Consider the following 18,341-nt stretch of genomic DNA (forward strand, 5'->3'; position numbering starts at 1 on the left):
TCATATCACCAATATAGAGGAAGCCAATGTATTTTTAAACTCCTACATAAAAAAATACAATAATCAGTTCGCTCTACGCCTTAATAGTACCAAATCGGTATATGAGAAGCAACCATCTATGGAGAAAATCAATCGTACTCTTGCAGTACTTTCAACTAGAACCATTGATAGTGGCCACTGCATTAGATTCCAGAGTAAATTCTATTTTCCTGTGACCGAAAATGGAGACAGAAGATTTTTTGCAGGAAAGACTAACTGCATGGTCATAGAGACATTTGATGGACAGCTTCTCGCAAATATCGATGATAATCTTTATCTGATGGAAGAAGTAGCTGAACATGAACTGGCATCAAAGGAATTTGATGCTCCTAAGGAGGCACCTAAGAAAGAAAAGAAAAAGTATATTCCTCCAATGGATCATCCTTGGAGAAAAAACAGCTTTGCGAATTATGCTGCAAAACAAAAGCACCGTTGTGGTGCTAATGTTTGATTATTTTTGAGACATTATCAATTTCGGTTGACAGTATGAAAAACACAGGAATCAAAAGATTCTGATTCCTGTGTTTAATAATAATGCATAAGTTGCAATAAAATTCAATACAAAGCTAACGATTCCTGTAATCAAGCATGCCTTTGCTTTATTAGGAGTCGTTCTTCTTTTCATGAAGAAGAAGATAACACCCATAAAAGGGAATAGGAATGAAATGATACATAATCCAACAGAGGCACGATCTTCTTCATAATAAGGACTAGTATAGCCATTACTAGAAGCATAGTCTTCCATATTTGTGTAGTCTGTTCTATTTTCTAATCTCACAGGTTCTCCACAATTAGGACAGAACTTTGTACCTGCCTCTAATTCTTTACCACATCGTGTACAATACATTTATTCACCACTTAATTTTTCATCAATAGCTTTTGCTGCTTTTTTACCAGCACCCATAGCAAGAATTACAGTAGCAGCACCAGTTACAACGTCACCACCAGCCCATACGCCTTCTTTAGATGTATGGTTAGTTTCTTCTTCAACGATGATACCACCCCACTTCTGGCAATCAAGACCAGGAGTAGTCTGTCTAATTAATGGGTTTGGAGACTGACCGATTGCGATAACAACTGTTCCACAATCAATAGTGAAGTTAGTACCTTCTTTTACAACTGGTCTTCTTCTACCAGATGCATCTGGTTCTCCTAATTCCATTTCTACACATTCAAGAGCTTTAACTGAACCATTATCACCATGAACAGCAACTGGATTAGTTAATAACTTGAAGATAATACCTTCTTCCTTAGCATGATGTACTTCTTCAGCACGTGCAGGAATTTCAGCATCACTACGACGATATACGATATATACGTTCTTAGCACCAAGTCTCTTAGCAGTTCTTGCAGCATCCATAGCTACGTTACCAGCACCTACAACACATACTGTATCAGCTACTTTTACTGGAGTAGGATGTTTAGGGAATTCATAACCCTTCATTAAGTTAACGCGAGTTAAGAATTCGTTTGCAGCATAAACACCATCAAGGTTTTCACCTGGAATACCCTGGAAACGAGGTAAACCAGCACCAGCACCTACGAATACAGCATCATAACCACTTTCCTGTAATTCATCAATTGTGATAGAACGACCAACTACAACGTTTGTTTCAAACTTAACACCTAAGTCTGCAACACCATCAATTTCAGCCTGTACTAAATCTTTTGGTAAACGGAATTCTGGGATACCATAAGATAATACACCACCCGTTTTATGTAATGCTTCAAATACTGTTACATCATAACCACGTTTAGCAAGTTCACCGGCACAAGAAATACCTGAAGGTCCTGAACCTACAATAGCCACTTTCTTACCGTTCTTTTCAATCTTAGTTTCAGTTGGTTTACCATGATCTCTATGGTAATCAGCAACGAATCTTTCAAGTCTACCAATGGCAACTGATTCACCCTTGATACCTCTAATACATTTACCTTCACACTGGTTTTCCTGTGGACATACACGACCACAGATTGCAGGCAAAGCATTTTCTGTAGTGATGATTTCATAAGCTTTTTCAAAATCACCATTCACTACTTCCTGAATAAAATGAGGGATAGGTACATTTACTGGACATCCATCCACACAACGAGGCTTTTTACAGTTTAGGCAACGAGCTGCTTCTTCCTGAGCCATTTCTTTAGTATATCCTAAAGCAACTTCTTTAAAGTTAGTTGCACGAATTTCAGGTTCCTGAGAAGGCATTTCTACCTTTACATTTGACATATTAGGCATATTATTTAACCCCCTTCATTAAGTTACACATACGGTCTGCATTGCTGTCAACAAGATGTTCTTCTTCCTTGAACATTCTCTGTCTTGCCATTAATTCATCAAAGTCAACATTTAAACCATCAAAGTCTGGTCCATCAACACAGGCAAACTTGATCTTACCATCAACAGTAACACGGCAGCATCCGCACATACCAGTACCATCAATCATGATTGGGTTAAGTGAAACCATTGTCTTAATATCTCTAGGCTTAGTTACTCCAACAACTGCCTTCATCATTACAACTGGTCCAATTGCAATAACTTCATCATACTTTTCACCCTTATCAAGTAAATCAGTTAATACATCAGTAACAAAACCTTTTGTACCTACAGAGCCATCATTCGTTGCGATATATACATTATCACAGAATTCTTTAAAACGATCTGCCCATAATACATACTGTTCTTCACGTCCACCGATGATTACATCAACCTTAGTACCAAGTTCTGCTAGTTTTCTTAACTGTGGGAATAATGGTGCACTACCCACACCACCAGCTACACCGATTACGTGATCCTTCTTTTCAAGATGAGTAGGGACACCAAGAGGACCTACGAAGTCAGTGATATAATCTCCTTCTTCTAACTTAGCAAGCTGTTTAGTAGAGTAACCTACAATCTGATAAATTATTGTGATTGTTTCCTTTTCTCTATCATAATCAGCAATTGTAAGAGGGATTCTTTCTCCATCTTCTCCTACACGTAAAATAATAAACTGACCTGGTTCGCATTTTCTTGCAACCATTGGCGCATGTACTTCCATTAACTGTACAACGTCATTAAGTACTTCTTTTTTTACAATCTTATACATATTCTCAATCCTTTCTGAATCTTATTTAATATTATCACATATTAGGTTTCTATTCAATGTCGCTTCATAGTAAATTAATGCGCTACCATGTGGTATTTTCAAGAATTGAGAGATTGTTGACAGATATAATTATTTATGGTTTAGTTGTATGAAACAAGGAGAATATTTATGAGTAGAAGAGTTATATTTTTTGATATTGATGGTACTTTATCTACAGAAACAGACTTTACTGTTCCTGAAAGTACAAAGAAAGCAATCAAACTAGCTCAGGATAATGGACATATCCTGATGGTAAATACAGGACGTACTATTTGTATTATAGAAGATGTAATTAAAGAATTAGGATTAGATGGTTATATCTGTGGTTGTGGGACTAATATCTACTATCATGGTAAAGAAATCTATCATGCTAAACTTCCTTCAGAATTAAAGAAAGGAATTGTGAATAAAGCTATTGAATTAGATATTGATGCCGTATTAGAAGGTCCTGAATCTATTTATTTCCCTGAAACAATTAAGACAAAGACAGTTCAGGAAATCAAAGAACATTATAAAGATATTAAAGTAAATGTTCCTGTATATCATAAAGATGATGAACCTAATTTTGATAAGTTCACTGCATGGTATACACCAGAAGATGATATTGAATCATTTAAGGATGCATTTAAAGATGATTTAGAATATATCCAGCGTGCTGAAGACTTCATTGAAGTAGTTCCAAAAGATTGTTCTAAAGCAACAGGTATTCAAACATTTATTGATCTCATTGGTGCTTCTATTGATGATTGTATTTCTATTGGAGATTCTACAAATGATCTACCAATGTTGACTTATACTAAGGAATCAGTAGCTATGGGCAATTCTAATCCTGTTCTATTTGATTATGTAACGTATATTACAACTGATATTGAAAATGATGGTATCTACAATGCCTTAAAACACTTTAACGTCATCTAATCAAAAAGCAGCCCTTCTAGGCTGCTTTTTGAAATGATACGATTTTTTCTCCATGGAATGAGACTTGTCCCTTTTGTCCTTCTAGATATTCATGAGGTTTTGTTACTTTGAGTACAATTTCTTTACCAAGTTCTGATTCAAATATGATCTTATCTTCAAGGACTTCTTTTACAATCACATCTTCAGTGATGTAGTATCTTGTTAGGAACAAATATAAGAACAACAATAGTAGAAAAATAAAAAGCACAAGATTCACCTCTTTCTTATACAATTATTGTAACAGAAAAGATGTGTAATACTTGTGATTTTTTGACTTTAAAATAATTTTTTTATGAATGGGATTTTCAATACAATATATAGAATCAGTACGCCGCTCATATTCAGAATGATATCATCTATATCTGCTGATCCAACCTTCCAAATATATTGAATGACTTCTACTCCTACAATCATAAATAAGAAAAAGAAGAAATAAGGTTGAAATGAACGCATTGGTTTAAATAAGACATATACAAAATACCCAAAAGGCATAAACAACATGACATTCCCAATCATATTCAGAATGATATTCTTAATAGGTAATGTATGTCTTGTATAAGCTGTGTAATAAAGAAATATTGTCTTTAATGGGCTGATATTCACACTACTTATAACTTTAACATGTCTTAATGCTGGATTAAGGAACAATTGATAAGTAAGATTTATAAGGTAGATGATGAATGCGATACTATGAAGTATATAAAACATTCTTCTTTTATTTTTTACTACATTTCTTGCACCATAAGCGTAACCCACCAAACCAATCATCTGAATAATAACAAGTACAAATGTCTGTGTAATAGAAAACTTGATTGTATAAGAAATGATATCTATTAATTGAATAATGAAAGCGACAGCTGCAATGAGCAAGAATATATAACGTTTATGTTTCATGACAGTGTCCTCCGACATGTCATTTTAATTTGTTCACTTGTGAGTGTCAATAAACAATACTATTTAACATAATTTAACACAAAAAAAGAGGAAAGCCGTAAGGATTTCCTCTTAGTGGTTTTAAGAATTATTTCTTAGCGAATGGAGATTCGTAATCGTAGATTGTTTCTAGGATAGCTTCCATATCTTTAACCATAGGCATTCTTGGGTTAGCAGGAGTACACTGGTCTTCGTATGCGTTCATAGCGATTCTATGTACTGATTCTTCCCAATCAGCTTTGCTGATGTTCTGTGACTTAACGTTTACAGCACCACCAACTTTTACCCATAACTTTTCAACAGCCTGTGCGAACATTTCAACACCTTCTGCATCAGTCTTTGGATGTAAGCCGATTAATTCTGCTAATTCTCTATATTTCTTATCTGCCTTATAGTCTTCGATCTTTGGCCAGATGTTTAACTTAGTTGGAACTGTACCATTGTATCTGATTACATGTGGTAATAACATACCGTTAGTACGTCCATGAGGAATATGCCATTCTCCACCGATCTTATGAGCTAATGAGTGGTTCATTCCTAAGAATGCGTTAGCGAATGCCATACCTGCGATTGATGCAGCGTTATGCATCTTAATTCTAGCATCAGGATCACCTTCAAGTACTGACTTTTCAAGGTTTTCGAATACTAACTTAACAGCCTGTTTAGCCCAACCATCAGTGAAGTCAGAAGCTAAGATTGAAACATATGCTTCAATAGCATGAGTTAATACGTCGATACCAGTATCAGCAGCGATTCTTGGTGGCATAGACATAGCGAATTCAGGGTCAACAATTGCGATTGTTGGAGTTAAAGCGTAGTCAGTTAATGGATATTTCTTGTTTTCCTTAGTATCAGTGATAACTGCGAATGGAGTTACTTCTGAACCTGTACCTGAAGTAGTTGGGATACATACTAACTTAGCTTTCTTACCAAGTTCTGGGAACTTAAATGCTCTCTTTCTGATATCCATGAATTTCTGCTTGATGTCGTCGAAGTTAACTTCTGGATGTTCATACATTAACCACATAACTTTAGCAGCATCCATTGAAGATCCACCACCGATAGCGATGATTGTATCAGGCTGGAAGCTCTTCATGATTTCAAGACCCTTAAGAGTCATATCTAAAGATGGATCTGGTTCAACGTCGATGAATAAGTCAACGTCTACTTTGTTACGTCTTCTTCTGATAACATCTTCGATCTTTCCTACATAACCAAGGTCATACATACCTCTGTCTGTAACGATCATTGCTTTCTTCATTTCCTTCATATCTCTAAGATATCTGATTGAATTTCTTTCGAAATAAATCTTTGGAGGAAGTTTAACCCATTGCATATTGTTGTTACGTCTCCCTATTCTCTTAATATTTAGTAAGTTAATAGCACTTACGTTGTTTGATACTGAGTTATGACCATAAGAACCACAACCAAGTGTTAATGAAGGTAAGAATGCATTGTATACTGAACCGATACCACCGAATGTAGATGGAGCGTTTTCAATAATACGGATAGCTTTGATTCTCTTACCGAATGCTTTAGAAATTTCATGATTAGTAGTATGGATTGCAGCTGAATGTCCTAAACCGTTGAATTCAACAGTCTGAGCAGCCTTTTCAATACCATCTTCAGTAGAGTTTGCTTTGATCATACCTAATACTGGAGAAAGCTTTTCTCTAGTCATTGGTTCGTTAGGACCGATTTCCTTAACTTCGCAAACTAAGATCTGAACATCATCAGGTACTTTGAAACCAGCCTGTTCAGCAATCCAAGTAGCGTTCTTACCTGGAACGATGCTGTTTAATCTAGCTTCATTTACGTTTTCACTGTATGCTGTTGCACCGAACATGAACTGTTCAAGTTTCTTCTTTTCTTCTGCATTACAGAAATGTACATGATAACGACCAAGTTCTTTCTTGAATTCATCATAGATTTCGTGATCTACAACAACAACCTGTTCAGATGCACAAATCATACCGTTATCGAATGATTTTGATAAATAAATATCGTTTGCTGCCATTTTGATTTTACAAGACTTTTCTACGTATGCAGGAACGTTACCAGCACCTACACCTAAAGCAGGTTTACCACAAGAGTAAGCAGCCTTAACCATTGCGTTACCACCAGTAGCTAAGATAGTAGCAACACCTGGATGATTCATTAATGCACTAGTTGCATACATAGTTTTCATTGGTAACCACTGGATTACGTTCTTAGGAGCACCAGCTTTTACTGCAGCATCTAACATTACCTTAGCAGCCATAACTGAACAGTCATGAGCACCTGGGTGGAATGAGAAGATGATTGGGTTTCTAGTCTTCATAGCGATTAAAGACTTAAAGATAACTGTAGAAGTTGGGTTTGTTACTGGAACGATACCACAAACAACACCAACTGGTTCAGCAATTTCAGTGATACCAGTAAGTGGATCTTCACTAATAATACCTACAGTCTTTGTATGACGCATGTTGTTAGTAACATATTCACAAGCGAATAAGTTCTTAACAGCTTTGTCTTCAAATACACCACGGCCAGTTTCTTTTACTGCAGCTTCTGCAAGAACACCGTGCTTATCAAGACCAGCAACTGACATCTTTGCTACGATGTAGTCAACAGTTTCCTGGTCAAAACCTTCGAATTCGTCTAATGCTGTTAATGCGTTATTAACTAACTCATCAATGCAAGCATCAGTCTTTTCTTCTGTCCATTCTTCAACTTTCTTTTCGACTTTCTTATCAGCCATTTTTATATCCTCCATTGACCAAAATATTTCTTTTTCATATTTTGTAAGTTCACTATACATGACTTCTTGTGAAAAAACAAGCATACTTTTGTGAAAATTTACACAATTTGTAGAATGCATTTACTGAAAACGTTTGCAGTTTAGGGATATCCGATTAGGTATTTTTCTGCGTAGTTTTTATCAAAAATTTAAATTATAATCATTTTTTATAGTGATAGATTACTCTCAAAATTGTGAACGTTTACTTTTAAAGTCTTTCACTAAATATTTCCACTGTCTTTAGTATATCTCTTGCAACATTCATCTTATCCTTAAATAAAGCACTCATACTACCAACTGACTTGAAAGGATCCTGCAATAAGACCTTCCTATCTTCAATGAAACCATTCTTCACAATATAATCTACAATCAATTCTACAAAGTGAATCTGTCTAGAATTCAAGCTCTGATCATCTAAGAAACGTGAGAACTCAGCCATAGCAGCTTCTCTATCTAGTCCTACAATCTTTCTAATTAATCTTGTGATAGGTGTATCACCAAAGTGTATTCGATAATCGTCTTTACTACCTAAGTCTATCCATAATAAGTTTTCTAGATGTTTCATTTCATCTGGAGTGATCACTTGATTATGTCTGAGCTTATAGATAGCTTCATCATCCTGATGCTCTTTTAAATAATGCTGGACTTTTTCTTTATAGTTCTCTAGTCCTTCATCATTATAGAAAGCATCATTCACCTTTGTTTCAATGATTTCATCAGTAAAGTGTGTATCTATAGGCTTTACCGGATCATCTTTTGTTAAGTACTTAATAAGTCCTCTAATCTTCTCACGTAATACTTCCAAATCAAAGTAATTGGCAGTTTTCCAATAATCAGGATCTTTTGCACATTTCAAATATTCAGCATTTCTTGCAATATCAGGAGTTGCTTGTTTTTTATAAAGTTCATTTGCGATGGCAATGACATTGTTGATAACTGAAGTAGCATTATAATGATTTAAATAAGCCATCTCAATCATATACATCTGTCTGTCAAAGAATTTAGCTTGTGTATCTTCGTCATGAATCACAACAAGTGAAGATAATTCATCCTTGATATAGTGTGTATCCATTTCATTGAGATTTCTCCAGTTATCTGGATTTTTATATTGGTGTACATACTTCAAACGCAATTTTACATTAAAACTATCTTCATCGAGTGCTTGAATATAACCTGACATTTCTTTGATCTGTTTGTTGATTTCATCAACATAATCCTGGTCTGTTGCATTCTGTTCAAGTGCATAAAGAATATCAACACGCAACTTATAAATACGTTGAGAAAGTGATTCTACAATACCAGATTTTTCAGCATTCTTGTTTACTCTGAAATATTCCATATTTCCTAGGTAATCAAATATTAAGAATTCTTTCTTGTCGTCTCCTGGACCAAACAAATCTTTTCTAAGTCTTGTACCTCGTCCAATCATCTGCCAGAACTTCGATTTACTTCTTACCTTCTTAAAAAACACAAGATTAACGATATCTGGTACATCTATACCTGTATCTAGCATATCTACACTAATAGCTATTTGAGGATAACTGTCTGTTTTACTGAATCGATCTATCGCATTTTGTACATATTTTGTATTGAATGTAACAACTTCAGCGAGCTTCCCTTTATATTCAGGATAGAGTACATCAAATCTTTCCTTGATCTTATGTGCGTGATCTTGATTAGCAGCGAATATAATAGTTTTACCTATCTTATCTCCTCCTTCGATTTTAATACCATGTTCCATTAATTCTCTGATTACAGTATCAATTGTATCTAAATTAAAGATAAATTTGTTTAGTAGAGATGATTCGATTGTATCAACATCAGGGAAAAGTGTATCAAATTCTTCCTTCTCCTCTTCCGATAAATCATCATAGCAAATACCTTCTTCTAAGAACTTTAGTTTTGTTTCATAAGAATGGTAACTGACTAAATATTTATCTTTTACAGCTTTTTCATATTCATAAGCATATGTAGGAACACCTGTCTCTAAGTCAAATATAGAATATGTATTCATACTTATACTGTCTTTAGGTGTTGCAGTCAAACCTATGAGTAAGGCATCAAAGTAATCAAATATATCTTTATACCTGTTATATATACTACGATGACTTTCATCAAGAATAATGAGATCAAAGTGTCCTGGTGTAAATAAACGATTTCCATCTTTTCTTCTTGTTTCATCAATCGCATTCATCATTGTAGGATATGTACTAAAGATCATCCTTGATACTTCTGGATCATCTTTATTTTCACAAAGGTTACATGTAGTCAAAGATGGCAAAAGGTTTACAAAGCTTTTCTTTGCCTGTCTGACTAATGCAGTACGATCAGCAAGGAATAAAATGTTCTTTGCCCAATCTGCTTTAGTGAGTACATCTACTAAACTTATCGCAACACGTGTTTTACCACTCCCTGTTGCCATAACAAGTAATGCTTTACGACTTCCCTTTTCAAAGTCTTCACATGTTCTTACAATAGCTTCTTTCTGGTAATAACGGTTTGTGATGGCATCTTGTATAACAGGTTTAGAAATACTTCTACGAGTATCTCTTCTATCAATAAGTAACTGTATCTCATCCTGAGAGAAGATAGAAGAAATCCTTCTATCCGGATACATCATGTCATCCCAAAGAAATGTTTCATAACCATTTGTATAGAATATAACAGGTCTTAATCCATATTCCTTTTCAATGCAATCTGCATAAAGCTTAGCCTGATTACGTCCAATACGAGGATTTGCACTTGTTTTTTTAGCTTCTATAACAGCAATAATCTTTCCAGTTCTACCACGTAATATATAATCTACATAACCATCTTGAGACTCTGTTGGCATATGATGTACAGGGAATTCTACTTGTACATTTGTATCAAAGTCCCATCCAGCTTCTTTAAGTTGCAGATCAATAACAAGTTTTCTTGTCTGCCATTCAAGAGCATTATTAACATCAATATACTCAACAGCTTTCTCTTCTTTTCTCTTAGCAGCGCCTTGTTTTCTTAATTCCACATTTTCAGCAATAACTCTAGCAAGTTCTTCTTTTTGTTTTGCTTCTTTTTCTTTTTGTTTAGTAAGAATCTCTCTGATCTGTTCTTTAAGATCCTTATTCACAAACATATGTGTTTGATCAGGTAACTTAGCAGGATCAAATTTAGGTAACTGTTCCTGGTAATTTATTCCATATGAATAATTAATCCAGCTAATAAGTCTATAGAGATTATTCAAAGCAAGTACTGCTTCTTCTCTATTCACCTTAGCATTTGTATGCGTTGCATAGTTACCCAATTTAACTATATATTTAATACCTTCATAAACATCATTAGGAACAATTTGTTTAAATGTGTATTCATTAACTAACGCACTTAGATTATCTCTATATGGCATCTGTAAGTCTATATCGTTCTTATACATGTAATGAACTGCTTGTTCTAATGCACGTCTTGTAAGCATTGCACAGGATGAAGGTGATACCATAAGTCCTTTTTCTGCTTCTATACATATTTCAGCAAAATCCTGAAACTCTTTTTTTTTCTTTAAAAATGTAAAGTTCAATAGTACCATCTCCTTTATGTTTCTATTATATCCTAAAAAAGAACTTTATTGGGAATAATTGTGGTTACATTATCTATTTAACTTAGAGAATGGTATACTTTAGCTATATTCTATGGAGGTGATTTTATGGATTCAAATCAACATAATGAATTATTGGAATTACTTGAGAAGTCTGAGGAGGATGTTAGAAATGGCAGAGTAGCACCTATAGAGGATACTTTTAAAGAATTGAGAGATATGTTAGGTAGTGGTGATTAGCAGCTAAGGCTGCTTTTTTATTATAAAAATCAAATAACCCCATTATAACAACCTTTCACACGTTAATTCTATAAAATTACTTATTCATTTCTCATAATACGTAACCAACTACTATTAAATCACTCTAATTAAACATCTATTACATCAAACTCATCAAATGATTTTCTTGAACTTGGATTACATAACGCTGTGTCCTGTAATGACTTTTTCAAATTATCACAGCAAGGTTTAAATGATAAATAAGTTATTCCTCCACCAACAACACCACCAACTACAGGAATTGCTTTTCTAAAGAAACCAGCAAAAACCTGTTTAGTCATACACACACTAAACCATCTTGAGATTTTCTTTACAATAGGATAGAAAGTACCTTTTGTTAGTGCTTTTTGTAATAGTTTTTTCTCTACTCCTTTTCCTAACGCATTAGAAAGTATCTTAATACTTGCAACTGAGCCCTCTACTCCATACATTACACCCAAACATAAAGTAATAAGATTCATAGTCTCGTCATCAATATTCACACCATTTTCAACATTTATTTCAGGAAAACCATACAGATATAACAATTTCTGTATAGCTCTTAGCATATACCCATAATATTGAGCAATATCTGTTGGCAATGTAGCAACCATAGCAACTCCACCAGGAGCACCCAATGCTAAGGAAATACCACTTACACAATTTCTTTCATATTGGATTACTTGATCTGCTATATTATCAATTTCTTCAACTGTTATACCTGCATGTGCTGGATTGAACTTTACTGCGTCTTGAATAACATCATTTGCATAGTTTTTCATAAATTGCTTTCTCAAAAATTCTTCTCGATCAATATGCACACCCGGTATTCTTAGTCCAAGAACAATTATATCTTCAGTATCCACTCTTCCATCTTTATTAATATCTAAAGCATCAAATACTTTATCCTTAGAATCAAAAACAATATCTTTGCCTTTTGAAACAGCCTTTTTAACTTCATTTCCTGTATTTTCAATAACATTCTTCATTTCAAATTTATTCATTGTAAATACCCCCATAAATAATATTCATATAATAATTTTAGCACGTTATGTTTATGAATTGAGATTTTATTGATACATTGACATATAATCACAACTAATATAATAAAAGCCATGAATCGTTCAATAGTAACTTAATTTGTTTTATTGCTAATAGTTCACGTAACCTTGATTTATCGATTTCTTGTACGAATGATGCGAACTGGTTCTGGAGTTCTAGAGGGGGAACCACTCCTTTTAACGATTTTATTTTACCTTGAAATAGGTTAGCTTGTGACGAAGCTGTTTTTGATTTATTTATCTGATTCTGCAAATAATCAGAAGTAATCATATATTCTGCAAAAACAGGATTTATATTTGATTTAAATCTCAGCAAAGCAATACTTCTAACCATTTGAAATTTGATATTCTTTGGAACAATACAACATCTACCTATAGATCCAGAACAAGAAATCAGCACATCACCCTCTTTAGGAATTATCCTACGAGAAATTCTATCAAATTCATCACAATCTATAAAATCTACATCTTCTAATGACAATTGATGATTCAAAACATTACGAGCAGATAACAAATAAATACCCTGTGTTGTACGTTTTGGAGTAGCATGTTCACCATCAGTTATCAATTCCGTTAATTCATCTAACTTATAATATTTCCAACCTTTATCATTAATTCTAAGATCCCCAAACATCTCCACAAATCGGGCTCTAACTGCTTCATCCAACAAAGTTAATTTCTTATTATAGTCCTCTATCAGAAGTTCACACTTTTCTAATACTTTAACAACTTCTTCTTGTCGAACTTCGTCTTTTTCATACTCAATTATAAAATTACCCAAATCAGATTTTTTTATATTAGGCATACAAGCTCCAGATCTAATCCTAAACAGTCTTTCTTGTTGACTTTTTAATGCATAATATAAATATTTGCTGTTTTTAGGACCATCATACAAGTAATAACAATGAGCTCCACACCAAAATGCATCGTTCATATAATTCACATATCCAGAAGAATTTCCACCTTCAGATATTGTTACTGTGTTTTCAGCAACATTAAACTCATTCCATTTACCAGAAGGATTTATTCCACCATTTAAATATGAATATGCACCATCATCGATTAGATTTTTCCCATTGATTTGAGTTCCTTTTGAGAATTTGGTAATATCTTTTAACTTAACTCTCATTCACCCCACAAATGCAGATTTGCATTTAACCATAAAATCAGGATTTATAGAGACCTTCCCCTCTCAATTATTTACACTATCAAGCCACAAACTTTCTATGTGATTCCTTTACATTATTCTGATTAACCATAGCATAATGCATAGTAGTATCTATTTGTGAATGACCTAATAAACTCTGTACCTGTTCAATAGGCATTCCCTTATCTATAGCTCTAGTAGCTACTGTTCTTCTAAACTTATGTGGATGTACTCTATGAATACCTAAACGTCTACCTAAATTCCTTAATCTTATCTCTACACCACTAATCTGTAACCTATTAAAAGGTTTATCTAAAGAGACGAATAATGCTGGATTATCGTCTGTTCGGCTCTTTAGATAATTCTTTAAGTGTATTTTTGTTCTTGCATCAAAGTATACAGGTCTTTCTTTATTCCCCTTACCAAACACAACACATTCTCTATTCTCAAAATCTATATCTTCTATATTGATATTCACTAGTTCCCCTACTCTCATACCTGTAGAAGCCAACAAATCAATAATAGCCAAGTCTCTTAAATTATCACAACTATCTCTTAAACACTCTAAAGACTCATCAGATAAAGTTTCTTTAATCACCTTATCTGTTTTTATCTTGTGAATCCTCTTCATAGGACTCTTAAGAATATAGTTTTCTTCTTCTAGCCAAGAGAAGAAACTACTTAGGTTTCTTCTTATATTATCAATACTTACCTTAGAACAATTGTTTATCTTCTGATAATCAGTAAGATATGTTCTTAAATGATCTGTAGTCATATGTGTAAAATGTATATCTGTTCTATTCTCCAACATCACTAAAGTAGACTTATAGTATTGAGTTGTTCTTTTTGAACATCCTTCTATCTCTTTGGATGCAATAAACTTGTCTATGAGTTCCATATTAGAATATTCAAAAATATCCTGAATACTATCTTCTTGCATAATAAAAGTTACGTTATCCAGACAAGACTTTAATGTTCTATGTAACATTTCCATCTGTGCATTGTCTAGATAACGTAACAATTTCTGTTCAATTTCTTTAATAATAGTTTCTTTCATGTTGATAACCTCCGTTACCAACATCATCTACACCCTATTAAACAAATTTATTCAATTATATTAACCAAAATACTCTTGCATTAAGCTATCAAATAGTTCTTGTGATGCTTCTAATGACTTCTGTATTCGAGACCTTGATTTATCGATTTCTTGTACGAATGATGCGAACTGGTTTTGGAGTTCTAGAGGGGGAATCATTAGAATTATTTTATTCATGGTAGAAATAGGTAATTGTGGTTGCGCTGAACCACTAGCAATTTTTTCTTTTATATCACTTAATTTCATTTTAAACAATTCTATAAAATAAATTTCATTGAGTATACTTCTATTCATTCTTAATATAACCATTCCAGAATTAATTCTAATATTTTCATACGGAACATTTTTTGAATAATATGCTAAATTACCTACAGTTCCTCGAGTTGTAAGAACTACATCTCCTCTCGATAATTTTCCATTTCGTAAAGCATCATCTTTCTCTCTTGTAATAAAGTTACAATTCTCAAAATCAAATCCTTTTTGAGTTACATTTTTTGCATTTAAAAACAAGCAATAACCATCATCGAGAATTTCCTCTGATTTAGGATAGTTCTTTCCTCTATCACCATCAATAATATCACATATATCTGTCATTGGCTGAACTGGAAATTGACAAGAATTAATAACCGGATCCCCAAACATCTCCACAAATCGGGCTTTGACTAGTTCATCTAATAAGTCTAATTGTTTTTGATACTTCTCAATTATTCCCTTCAAACTAGTAAGTCTATATGCAACTTCCTTTTGATAATCTAAATCAGGATACGGAATAACAACATTATCAAAATCTTTCTTCGTAATGTGTTTCATTGTAGCTCCATGTGTCTTTAAAGACATCTTGTCTAAATTATATTCAACAGCATACATGAAATAGAATTTGTCAATTTCAACTTTATCAAAAACAACCTTAAAGATATGTTGATTTAATAATGCTTTACCATGATTCCAAAGATAAACACCTAAACTAGCAGACCAAGAAATCAATACATCTCCATCATTTAACTCTACTTTTTTAGGATAATCTCCGTTGTAATATCCCAAATCATATGCATTACCAGTGAGATCTTGTATTCTGATTATAGGCAATCCTTCACTACCTCTCTGTTCTGGCTTAAATGCATAACCATTTATATAAGTAGCGATATCTCCAAGTTTTTTATACTCCACACTTACCATACAAATGCAGATTTATCACCCACATTTAACTCCTTTCTAGTCCTTCAATAAAGACTTTAATTCCTCAATACTCTCTTCTATCTCTTTATTAAGTGCTTCAATATCACCTAATATCTCATGAGTAGGACGATACTCAACCTTCTCATAAACAATCTCTTTATACTTATTAATAGAAAGATCATAATCATTCTCTGCAATCTCTTCCTTAGGTACAAAGAAACTCTGTTCAGTTCTCTTTCTATCCTTTTCTTCATCTAAATGTTCATATCTATGAATAATATCAGGAATATCATTCTCTTCTACTGCTGAACGTTTATCATCTAATGAATAACCATCAGCTTTCATATCATAAAACCAAACATTATCAGTACCACCTGTAGTTGTCTTAGTAAATACTAATATAGCTGTAGATACACCTGCATATGGTTTAAATACACCACTAGGCATAGAAATAACTGCATGTAACTGGTTATTCTCTACTAGTTCTTTTCTAATACTCTTATGCGCTTTACTAGAACCAAATAATACACCATCAGGTACGATACATGCACATCTACCACCAACCTGTAATGAACGTAAGAATAACGCAATAAAGAGTAATTCTGTCTTCTTAGTCTTACATACAGATAATAAGTTTTCTGCGACTACCTCATAGTCTAATGACCCCTTGAATGGTGGATTTGCAAGGATTAAAGAGTACTTATTTTCATCAATATTCTGCTGTGAAAGACTATCTCTATATTCTATTTGCGGATTATCTACATTATGAGAAATAAGGTTCATCGCCCCAATTCTGAGCATTGTAGAATCCATATCAAAACCATTAAACATCTTATTATTAAAATGTTCATTTCGTTTTTCATCTAAGAATAGTTCTTGATGTTTTTCTCTTAAGTATTCTTCAGCGCCAATAAGGAACCCTGCAGTACCCATAGCTGGATCACATATTGTATCTGTAGGTACAGGTTTTACAAGATTCACCATCATATTAATGATATGTCTAGGTGTTCTAAACTGTCCATTTGTACCAGAAGTTGCAAGTTTATTTAATAAGTATTCATATAAATCACCTTTTACATCTGCTTCTTCTGTATTTAATCCTTCTATTGCTGTAACTACTTTCTGTAGTAGATTTGGTGTAGGAATCTTAAAAATGGCATCTCTCATAAATCTTGCATATGAAGATTCACCATCACCTTTTAAATTCTTAATGAATGGGAATAATTCATCATTCATGATTTGATACATCTTATCAGCACTACCAATATCTTTAAAATGATGCCATCTTAAATATGGTTTATCTTTAGGGAATAAACCTTCATAATCCATTCCAAATAATTCAGCATCTGCTTCATTCTTTGTTTCTACTTCATCTAATTGTTTCATATACATAAGATAAGTGAATTGTTCAATGACATCCAGGGGGTTAGTAATACCTCCTGTCCAGAACGACTCCCATATCTTATCAACTTTATTCTTTAATTCTCCTGTTAACATAATTTTCTCCTTATCATTCGCTATTATAACATAAAAAAATCCTCATCATTCTAATCAATTCAATAATGAGGATCACTTTTGTTATGCAGCCAATTCAAATATATGTTTTTGTGCTAAAAGATACTTCTGTAAATTCAAAAGAATGTTATCAGAAGAACTTAATTCGTCATCAGCTAGGTCAACTGAATTATCTTTAGCAAGTTTGATAGTATACTCATAAATACGATTGACAAGTACACTTAATTCTTCTGTCGTCAATTCAATCTTAATCTTTTCATAATTATTATTCTGCTTGAGTTCTTCTAAAGAATCCATCAAACAATTGATAGACTCCATACTCAATTTGCCGGAACGAACATCATCAATATAATCTCGTAATGCTGCATGATAGTTCTGTACCACTTCAGGTTGTCTACTTTTTATTTTATGATACACTACACCACCGACTGTAATAGTCCCTGTAACTAAAGCCCCAATAATAAGTTCTTTTTTCCTATTCTTTGCAACTTGCATAATTTTACTTCCAACCTTTTGGATTTGATCAGCTTGCTCCATTTTGACAGGTTCAAGATGTTTCACAATTCGACCTTTATTTGGTCCAATTGCAACTCTCACAACACCACCAATTCTACGATATTCTCCAGTTGCTAATTTTGTCATGATATCCATCAGAATATCAAATGATTCTGTTACTACTGCCATTTT

General features: G+C 33.4%; 16 protein-coding genes. 3 read left to right on the top strand and 13 right to left on the bottom strand.

The window, feature by feature from the left end:
- The first annotated feature begins 118 nt into the window (after positions 1–118).
- Positions 119–490 carry a hypothetical protein gene (locus tag ABUA27_RS04455; RefSeq protein ID WP_349820300.1) on the top strand — a complete coding sequence of 124 codons (372 nt, stop codon included), beginning with the start codon at positions 119–121 and terminating at the stop codon, positions 488–490.
- 51 nt (positions 491–541) lie between these two features.
- Here ABUA27_RS04455 and ABUA27_RS04460 read toward each other — a convergent pair whose 3' ends face one another.
- Genes ABUA27_RS04460 through ABUA27_RS04470 form a run of 3 tightly spaced genes read right to left on the bottom strand, consistent with a single transcriptional unit; the run spans position 542 to position 3,125 of the window.
- On the bottom strand, positions 542–886 hold the full coding sequence (locus ABUA27_RS04460; protein ID WP_129981202.1) for a zinc-ribbon domain-containing protein: 345 nt from the start codon (positions 884–886) through the stop codon (positions 542–544).
- Positions 887–2,275 (bottom strand): NADPH-dependent glutamate synthase, encoded by a 1,389-nt coding sequence (gene gltA / locus ABUA27_RS04465; protein ID WP_287968524.1) that lies wholly within the window; start codon positions 2,273–2,275, stop codon positions 887–889. It abuts the gene before it with no gap.
- A gap of 1 nt (position 2,276) precedes the next feature.
- A complete protein-coding gene (locus ABUA27_RS04470) occupies positions 2,277–3,125 on the bottom strand; it encodes a sulfide/dihydroorotate dehydrogenase-like FAD/NAD-binding protein (RefSeq protein WP_117458509.1) in 849 nt (282 codons plus the stop codon).
- A 168-nt stretch (positions 3,126–3,293) separates the two neighbouring features.
- On the opposite strand from ABUA27_RS04470, the gene ABUA27_RS04475 reads away from it, so the two are divergent.
- Complete coding sequence (locus tag ABUA27_RS04475; protein ID WP_349820301.1) at positions 3,294–4,082, top strand: Cof-type HAD-IIB family hydrolase; 789 nt, start codon at positions 3,294–3,296, stop codon at positions 4,080–4,082.
- A 16-nt stretch (positions 4,083–4,098) separates the two neighbouring features.
- On the opposite strand, the gene ABUA27_RS04480 is transcribed toward ABUA27_RS04475, so the two are convergent.
- From ABUA27_RS04480 to ABUA27_RS04495, 4 genes are all read right to left on the bottom strand, one after another.
- Positions 4,099–4,329 carry a hypothetical protein gene (locus tag ABUA27_RS04480; RefSeq protein WP_129981198.1) on the bottom strand — a complete coding sequence of 77 codons (231 nt, stop codon included), beginning with the start codon at positions 4,327–4,329 and terminating at the stop codon, positions 4,099–4,101.
- Positions 4,330–4,397: 68 nt separating this feature from the next.
- On the bottom strand, positions 4,398–5,015 hold the full coding sequence (locus tag ABUA27_RS04485) for a VanZ family protein (RefSeq protein ID WP_161220283.1): 618 nt from the start codon (positions 5,013–5,015) through the stop codon (positions 4,398–4,400).
- 127 nt (positions 5,016–5,142) lie between these two features.
- Positions 5,143–7,794 (bottom strand): bifunctional acetaldehyde-CoA/alcohol dehydrogenase, encoded by a 2,652-nt coding sequence (gene adhE / locus ABUA27_RS04490; RefSeq protein ID WP_129981196.1) that lies wholly within the window; start codon positions 7,792–7,794, stop codon positions 5,143–5,145.
- Between the two features lie 247 nt (positions 7,795–8,041).
- On the bottom strand, positions 8,042–11,392 hold the full coding sequence (locus ABUA27_RS04495) for a DEAD/DEAH box helicase family protein (RefSeq protein WP_287968522.1): 3,351 nt from the start codon (positions 11,390–11,392) through the stop codon (positions 8,042–8,044).
- Between the two features lie 117 nt (positions 11,393–11,509).
- On the opposite strand from ABUA27_RS04495, the gene ABUA27_RS04500 reads away from it, so the two are divergent.
- A complete protein-coding gene (locus ABUA27_RS04500; RefSeq protein ID WP_255452548.1) occupies positions 11,510–11,641 on the top strand; it encodes a hypothetical protein in 132 nt (43 codons plus the stop codon).
- Positions 11,642–11,769: 128 nt separating this feature from the next.
- Here the strand turns inward: ABUA27_RS04500 and ABUA27_RS04505 are convergent, their stop codons facing one another.
- The 6 genes from ABUA27_RS04505 to ABUA27_RS04530 all read right to left on the bottom strand — a co-directional run bounded on the left by ABUA27_RS04505 (position 11,770) and on the right by ABUA27_RS04530 (position 18,338).
- Positions 11,770–12,663 carry a hypothetical protein gene (locus ABUA27_RS04505; RefSeq protein WP_349820302.1) on the bottom strand — a complete coding sequence of 298 codons (894 nt, stop codon included), beginning with the start codon at positions 12,661–12,663 and terminating at the stop codon, positions 11,770–11,772.
- Between the two features lie 94 nt (positions 12,664–12,757).
- Positions 12,758–13,849 carry a restriction endonuclease subunit S gene (locus tag ABUA27_RS04510; protein WP_349820303.1) on the bottom strand — a complete coding sequence of 364 codons (1,092 nt, stop codon included), beginning with the start codon at positions 13,847–13,849 and terminating at the stop codon, positions 12,758–12,760.
- A 79-nt stretch (positions 13,850–13,928) separates the two neighbouring features.
- Positions 13,929–14,924, bottom strand: a complete 996-nt coding sequence (gene xerA, locus ABUA27_RS04515; protein ID WP_040390233.1) for a site-specific tyrosine recombinase/integron integrase — start codon at positions 14,922–14,924, stop codon at positions 13,929–13,931.
- A gap of 60 nt (positions 14,925–14,984) precedes the next feature.
- Positions 14,985–16,139 carry a restriction endonuclease subunit S gene (locus tag ABUA27_RS04520; RefSeq protein WP_349820304.1) on the bottom strand — a complete coding sequence of 385 codons (1,155 nt, stop codon included), beginning with the start codon at positions 16,137–16,139 and terminating at the stop codon, positions 14,985–14,987.
- A 36-nt stretch (positions 16,140–16,175) separates the two neighbouring features.
- Positions 16,176–17,636: a type I restriction-modification system subunit M gene (locus ABUA27_RS04525; RefSeq protein ID WP_349820305.1), complete on the bottom strand. Its 1,461-nt coding sequence runs from the start codon at positions 17,634–17,636 to the stop codon at positions 16,176–16,178.
- A gap of 81 nt (positions 17,637–17,717) precedes the next feature.
- The gene (locus ABUA27_RS04530; protein WP_349820306.1) at positions 17,718–18,338 is read right to left on the bottom strand and encodes a hypothetical protein; all 621 of its coding nucleotides are present in this window, start codon (positions 18,336–18,338) and stop codon (positions 17,718–17,720) included.
- Positions 18,339–18,341 lie beyond the last annotated feature (3 nt).

Origin of the sequence: Catenibacterium sp. RTP21428st1_D7_RTP21428_210409 (assembly GCF_040227455.1) — a bacterium.
Taxonomy (GTDB): domain Bacteria; phylum Bacillota_I; class Bacilli_A; order Erysipelotrichales; family Coprobacillaceae; genus Catenibacterium; species Catenibacterium mitsuoka_A.

Bases quoted from the DNA above. Each gene is read 5' to 3' on its own strand.
- ABUA27_RS04455 (WP_349820300.1), top strand. From the start codon at position 119: ATGGAGAAAATCAATCGTACTCTTGCAGTACTTTCAACTAGAACCATT.
- ABUA27_RS04460 (WP_129981202.1), bottom strand. From the start codon at position 886: ATGTATTGTACACGATGTGGTAAAGAATTAGAGGCAGGTACAAAGTTC.
- gltA (WP_287968524.1), bottom strand. From the start codon at position 2,275: ATGCCTAATATGTCAAATGTAAAGGTAGAAATGCCTTCTCAGGAACCT.
- ABUA27_RS04470 (WP_117458509.1), bottom strand. From the start codon at position 3,125: ATGTATAAGATTGTAAAAAAAGAAGTACTTAATGACGTTGTACAGTTA.
- ABUA27_RS04475 (WP_349820301.1), top strand. From the start codon at position 3,294: ATGAGTAGAAGAGTTATATTTTTTGATATTGATGGTACTTTATCTACA.
- ABUA27_RS04485 (WP_161220283.1), bottom strand. From the start codon at position 5,015: ATGAAACATAAACGTTATATATTCTTGCTCATTGCAGCTGTCGCTTTC.
- adhE (WP_129981196.1), bottom strand. From the start codon at position 7,794: ATGGCTGATAAGAAAGTCGAAAAGAAAGTTGAAGAATGGACAGAAGAA.
- ABUA27_RS04495 (WP_287968522.1), bottom strand. From the start codon at position 11,392: ATGGTACTATTGAACTTTACATTTTTAAAGAAAAAAAAAGAGTTTCAG.
- ABUA27_RS04500 (WP_255452548.1), top strand. From the start codon at position 11,510: ATGGATTCAAATCAACATAATGAATTATTGGAATTACTTGAGAAGTCT.
- ABUA27_RS04505 (WP_349820302.1), bottom strand. From the start codon at position 12,663: ATGAATAAATTTGAAATGAAGAATGTTATTGAAAATACAGGAAATGAA.
- ABUA27_RS04510 (WP_349820303.1), bottom strand. From the start codon at position 13,849: ATGAGAGTTAAGTTAAAAGATATTACCAAATTCTCAAAAGGAACTCAA.
- xerA (WP_040390233.1), bottom strand. From the start codon at position 14,924: ATGAAAGAAACTATTATTAAAGAAATTGAACAGAAATTGTTACGTTAT.
- ABUA27_RS04520 (WP_349820304.1), bottom strand. From the start codon at position 16,139: ATGGTAAGTGTGGAGTATAAAAAACTTGGAGATATCGCTACTTATATA.
- ABUA27_RS04525 (WP_349820305.1), bottom strand. From the start codon at position 17,636: ATGTTAACAGGAGAATTAAAGAATAAAGTTGATAAGATATGGGAGTCG.
- ABUA27_RS04530 (WP_349820306.1), bottom strand. From the start codon at position 18,338: ATGGCAGTAGTAACAGAATCATTTGATATTCTGATGGATATCATGACA.